General features: G+C 46.1%; 6 protein-coding genes. 1 reads left to right on the top strand and 5 read right to left on the bottom strand.

The window, feature by feature from the left end:
- Positions 1-263: 263 nt before the first annotated feature.
- From V4C51_RS02680 to rnr, 4 genes are all read right to left on the bottom strand, one after another.
- Positions 264-794 (bottom strand): transposase, encoded by a 531-nt coding sequence (locus V4C51_RS02680; protein ID WP_330924582.1) that lies wholly within the window; start codon positions 792-794, stop codon positions 264-266.
- Positions 795-827: 33 nt separating this feature from the next.
- Positions 828-1091, bottom strand: coding sequence for a hypothetical protein (locus V4C51_RS02675; protein ID WP_330924581.1), 264 nt, complete (start codon positions 1089-1091; stop codon positions 828-830).
- A gap of 20 nt (positions 1092-1111) precedes the next feature.
- A complete protein-coding gene (locus tag V4C51_RS02670; RefSeq protein ID WP_330924580.1) occupies positions 1112-1642 on the bottom strand; it encodes a hypothetical protein in 531 nt (176 codons plus the stop codon).
- A gap of 132 nt (positions 1643-1774) precedes the next feature.
- Positions 1775-4255 carry a ribonuclease R gene (gene rnr, locus V4C51_RS02665; protein ID WP_330924579.1) on the bottom strand — a complete coding sequence of 827 codons (2481 nt, stop codon included), beginning with the start codon at positions 4253-4255 and terminating at the stop codon, positions 1775-1777.
- Between the two features lie 357 nt (positions 4256-4612).
- Between rnr and V4C51_RS02660 the strand changes: the two genes are divergently transcribed.
- On the top strand, positions 4613-5110 hold the full coding sequence (locus tag V4C51_RS02660) for a hypothetical protein (protein WP_330924578.1): 498 nt from the start codon (positions 4613-4615) through the stop codon (positions 5108-5110).
- A 262-nt stretch (positions 5111-5372) separates the two neighbouring features.
- Here the strand turns inward: V4C51_RS02660 and orn are convergent, their stop codons facing one another.
- Complete coding sequence (gene orn / locus V4C51_RS02655) at positions 5373-5915, bottom strand: oligoribonuclease (protein ID WP_330924577.1); 543 nt, start codon at positions 5913-5915, stop codon at positions 5373-5375.
- Between the last annotated feature and the right edge of the window lie 85 nt (positions 5916-6000).

Here is a 6000-nt window from a genome sequence, read left to right as displayed (position 1 = left end):
TAGGTCATCGCCAGGCACTAATTTAAAACACAGCTGATCCCATCCGCGCTTTATCGCCGCGGGCGCTCAGCAGTGAGACGACCTATCGCCGATGGTAGGGGAGCGAGAGGTTTCCCGGCCTGTGAGAGTAGGTCATCGCCAGGCATCACTTTTTACCTTAGGAAAAGTCTAAAAATAACTTCCCGATTTGCACTTCCAGCATAATGGTCAATACTCTGGATCATTACAGGAGGTGCTCATGGTCCAATGGCACTGACTTAAGCTCACCTCCCTTGGTATTTCTTGAGTCTGCTTGCCTGCGACCTTGAATGCTGGAGCCTTTTATGCGGTTTTGGTCGTTTCTTAACAGCCCTTGGCTCCGACCGACCAGGTCGATTTCCAACAATATGCTGACCTATGATGTCCAACATATTGACGATTTTCTGTTCCAGCCAGTCACCCGATGCTCCCAGTAATGTTTGAAGGAATGACACCAGCGTTTCCTGAGCCGTTTTAAAGCTCAATTCCCGTGGCGTCTTGTCAATGTGCTTTGCTGTTTTCCCCATCAGTGCCCGTACCAGGTTGTATACCAGAAAGTTGATGGATATTTCTTTTCTCACCATTTCCGGACTTTTACAGCGCAGCATATCCATTTTCATGGTCGTTTTAATGACATCAAAATCAATCTCGACGTGCCAGCGTTTCAGATACAGCGCAATGATCTCTGTCCGGGGATACTCATCAGCATCCAATAAAGTGGTGATGATGGTGCGACGTTTGTTCTTGACAGCACGGATTACCAGCTCTGCAGGCATCTGATCATAAAGCTCCTGACTCATCCACTCAGGTCAGACTGGTCTTGTTAATTTGAATAATCCATCCTTGCTATCCAGCTTGTGATCGCACTTCCGGAAATCAATATGGCGGGCACCATTTTTCTCGAAAACCACGTCAGCCTTGGCTTGTAACAGCAAAGCCAACAGGAAGTAGTTCTCAAAATTCGCATCACCTAACAGGATGTCGCCACCCTGCAGATGGGAGAACAATTTCCTGAGCAAAGCTTGTTCCCCGGTTTCTTTCCCTTCGTAGGCAGCCACAGCAAAATCAAGCAATGCGCCACTGCCAAGACATATCAAAACAAGAGTTCTGAGAATCGGGAAACCCAGCCCTTTTTTTGAGTGCCAGGCTGAGGATATTCTTTCTGATTTTTCTCGGTGTCAGACATCAACAATGTTGAACCATCAGTAAGCAGTACACGACGTTGATGCCATAGCCATGATTCTGGTGAGGCGTGATCAAGGCTATTGCCAGATGTACGCGGCAAACCTCTTATGGATGCTTCACTCAACCGTTGCCGCGCTTTGCAATATGCGCTGGTTTCAGTGTTGGGCACCTTGTTCTTGTTGCCCTTGACAACCTGATCTCTCGCTTCATCAATGAGGGCGTGGCGGCATGACTTGGTGTCGCTGGCCACCTGTCGCATGAACAAGATTAATGTTTTGATGGGCGGAAAATTCCTTACCCTGCAGCCGGGGTAACAATCCTGAAAAGAGTTAAGGTCATCAGAGGTAAGGATTGATGAAAATTCATCACTTCCAGTCTGCGCAAATTGGTGAAGGCAATCATCTGCGAGGGACAGAAACTCTTGGCTATACTTGTTCATGGCTTGCTCGGAAGGGAAATATTTACTCTTATGACTTTTTATAGTCGCTTCTTTCCGAGTAAGCCTTGAATTATCAAGGGCTGCGACCTTAAGTCAGTGCCATTGGTTTTTAGACTGCTCCTTAGGGCTTGTTCACTTTCTTTTCGCTACTCGCTCATTTTTTTGCCGAAACTTTTTTTTTCTTTGCCCGTGTTGATTTTTTTTCTTACCAGAACCCACTCGTTTTTTACCTTTGCTGCTTCTTTTTTCTTCGTCAGCAGTTTTGGCTGCACGCATATTACGTAATAGTTGTGCTTTCGCAGCAGCCGATCTGGTGCTGTTTTTTACATCACCGGGTACACGACGATTACGGAAATTTCTTTTTTTAGAATCAGGAGAACCGTCAAATTCTGACGACAAGTCAAAATCAATTTTTTTATCATCTATATTCACCCGGGACACAGTGACTTCTATTTCATCACCTAATCGATAGCGTCTGCCTGTGCGCTCTCCTTGTAGGCAGTGATGAATAGCATCAAAATGGTAATAATCACTGGGCAGGCTGCTGATATGAACTAACCCTTCCACAAAAATATCGGTTAGCCCGACAAACAGACCAAAACCAGTAACGGATGAAACGACCCCCTTAAATGTTTGTCCAAGATGTTGCTGCATATATTCACACTTGAGCCAGTCCATGGCATCGCGAGTGGCCTCATCAGCACGGCGCTCCGTCAGTGAACAATGCTCACCAAGTGCTTCAATGGCATTGGCATCGTAGGGATAAGTGCTTTTCTTACTGAGTTCAGAAGCGCCGACACGCTTAACATTACGGCTGTGAATATCGGAACGGATAATATGACGAATAGCACGATGTACCAGTAAGTCAGGGTAGCGACGAATAGGTGAAGTGAAATGTGCGTAGGCACTAAAAGCGAGGCCAAAGTGCCCCTGATTGTTTGCAGTATAAACCGCCTGACTCATGGAGCGCAGCACCACGGTCTGAATAACATGCTTATCAGGTCGACCCTGGATTGTGGATAACAATGACTGAAGGTCTTTGGGTTTAATTTTTCCAGATGGCAGTGAAAGGCTGAGGCTGCCCAAAAAGTTATTCAAATTCAGGCGCTTTTCCATAGTAGGGCCTTCGTGTACCCGAAATAAGGCGGGTACCTTATGCCTTTCAAGAAATCGAGCCGCCGAAACGTTCGCGCATAGCATGCACTCTTCGATTAATTTGTGCGCGTCGTTCCTATGAGTCGGCACAATGCGGTCAATTTTTCGGTTTTGGCCGAACACAATGCGGGTCTCAATGGTATCGAAATCAATGGCGCCGCGTGTATCACGCACACTCCGCAGAGCGTGATAAAGCTTATAAAGCTCGTCCACCTGAGGAATAACTGCCTTGTGTTGTTTACGCAAGGTTTTGCCGGTCTTGCTCACAGGCGTTGCCAGCATATCCCAAACCTGTGTATAAGTCAGTCGTGCATGTGAACGAATCAGACCTTCATAGAAGGTGTAGCCAGAAAGCTTGCCCAAGGCACTGATGGTCATTTCACAGACCATTGCCAGGCGATCCACTTCAGGATTCAAGGAGCACAAGCCATTGGATAAGACTTCAGGCAGCATAGGTACAACATGACCTGGAAAGTACACGGATGTACCACGCTCTTTTGCCTCATTATCTAGCGCAGAGCCAACCTTTACATAGTGTGAAACATCAGCAATAGCGACATACAATCGCCAGCCACTGCCACGCTTTTTTTGACAGAAAACCGCATCATCAAAGTCACGCGCATCTTCACCATCAATAGTAACAAACGGCACATCTCGTAAATCGACCCGGTTTTTTTTATCGCGAGCCAGTACCTCATGGGCGAAATTGCTGGCTTGCTTTTCAATGGTTTTTGACCAGGTATGGGGAATACCATGGGTTCGAAGGGCAACCTCCACTTCCATACCTGCATCGGAGCGACTACCGAGAATTTCTTTGACTAACCCAACAGGCAGAGAACGTCGTCCGGGCTGTTCAAGAATTTCCAGCAAGACATATTGGCCGGACACAGGCATTAAGGGGCCAGCCTTCACCATCACCTCACAACTGATGCGTGAATTTTCAGGTACGACATAGACGGTACCAGATTCCTCAAAGTAGCGGCCAACAATTTGTGAAGTGTTTCGTTCAATAACCTCAACCACCGAGCCTTCCTTACGACCACGGCGATCAACCCCTACTTCTCGAACCAGCGCTTTGTCACCATCAAACAACTGTCGCATTTCTCGTGCGGAGAGATAAAGATCTTCACCCCCTTCATCAGGAATCAAAAAACCATAACCTTCGCGGTTACCCTGAACACGACCTTTGATTAAATCAAGCTTATTGATCAGGGCAAATGCTCCTTTGCGATTTTGTAGCAACTGCCCGTCACGTACCATTGCTTTTAATCGAAACATGAGTGCACTTTGCTGCTCTTCACCTTCTACACTCATCTCCTGGCATATCATACGATGACTGGCTGGCGCACCCCGCTGTTCAAGAAACTGTAAAATAAACTGGCGGCTGGGAATAGGCGTTTCATAGCGTGACGCCTCTTGAGCCGCTTGTGGGTCGGAGTCTTGCCGCCATTGAGACATGGGGAGTATTACACCTCTATAGATTACGGTGAGAGCCTGTTTGCAACTGAGGCCACCGGTGGTTTTAAGCACAGTGAGAGAGAAAGGCTGTTGATAGCAGTTAGTTTAGCTACACGCCTTACCAGACAAGATAACGCCTAACCCCTGTAAAAAGCCAGTAATTGCGATAAAAGTATATATTTCCCGGTTGCTTACTACTTACTTTTGTTTAACTTTTTACGTATAAAAATAAGAATAAACATCTGTTTTTATTGTAAAAGCGAGATAAAATGGTTGAAATAGTAGTAGCATGCACAGGTTAGAGAAGAGCAGACGTTAGAGTCTGGCAATAATAACTATAAATCCACGGAGACAACCATGTCAGCGGAAGAAAAAATTCTTATAAAAAAAAGGCCCCGTCTTGCCTGGAATACAAAGACAAAGATGTATGTTGAAGCCATGTGGCTAGCAACAATAGACCTATTGTATTTTGTTGTTCCGGTTGGTATCTATGCGAGCATCGTCGCATTACTAGGCACAGAATTTAGTGAAATTAAAGCATTACCTGCTTGGTCATTTATGGCACTGGCTGTTTACTTTGCTATTGTAAAAGACGGATACACTGCATTTAATCGCAAGTCCGAAGACAAGGGAAACAGGGAGTTTGCCTTGGTGATTGGTTTGTCAGGCATTGCCTTCAGTACAGTGGTGCTTACCCTTAATATCATACGTTCAAAAGATCCGTTTTTTTATATTGCTGATTTTACTCAGAACTTTCAGTTCCATTTATTACTGATTGCATTGCTACTGGCCTGGATGGTAAAGGTGATTCAGATTATGCGAACGGACCAGGAGGTGTATGTGAATGCTGCTTAAGAAGCTGTTCATGATCCTCTGCTTTTCAAAAGGGGTCATGAACAGCTCCTTAGTGAGCATGGCAAACAGGGCGACAGCATAAAGTGATTGGTATAGAAGATTTTGCTTTAGTTGACAGGCAACAGCTGTTGTGGAAAGACGTTGCCTGTAGATAGAGATTTGTCAGCACTGATTCAACAGCGAAAGGTGCTGAAGTTTCTCACTCCGGGTTCCCCGCAAGCCCCCTTTATAGCCCCCTCAGTGGCTGAATGGTGGGAGTCTGTCATAGCTTGATAAAGTGCTGCCGGTAGTACTGCATTTCCATAATCGAATCCCGAATATCTTCCAGCGCCAGGTGTGAACTTTTTTTGGTAAAGCCATTGAGCAGTTCTGGTCGCCATCGCCGCGCCAGCTCTTTCAGGGTACTGACATCAATGCTGCGATAATGAAAATAGTCATTCAAAGCCGGCATATAGCGCCACAGAAAGCGCCGATCCTGCCCGATGGTATTACCACACATGGGCGATGCGCCTTCATTTACATGGTTTCGCAAAAAAGCCAGCGTTTGCTGTTCTGCTTCAGCTTCGCTAATGGTGCTTTGACGCACACGTGCAGTCAGGCCAGAGTTGCCGTGGGTTTGCGTGCACCAGTCATCCATGCCATTGAGCATTTCATCGGTTTGATGAATAGCCAGCACCGGACCTTGGGCAATTTCGTTGAGTTGCGGGTCGGTGACGATGGTTGCAATTTCAATAATACGATCGGTTTCCGGGTCCAGCCCGGTCATTTCCAGATCAATCCAAATAAGGTTATCCGATTTAGCCATTAAACACCCGATATGAAAGCATGGAAGGACTTTTCTCAATAGTACCGTTTAGGTGATGATAAGTCCTGAATAATGAAATCATAGC

Source organism: Candidatus Sororendozoicomonas aggregata (assembly GCF_031528575.1).
Classification (GTDB): Bacteria; Pseudomonadota; Gammaproteobacteria; order Pseudomonadales; family Endozoicomonadaceae; genus Endonucleibacter; species Endonucleibacter aggregata.
Note: the sequence above shows the minus strand (reverse complement) of the source record. Positions and strands in the feature narration are given on the sequence as shown.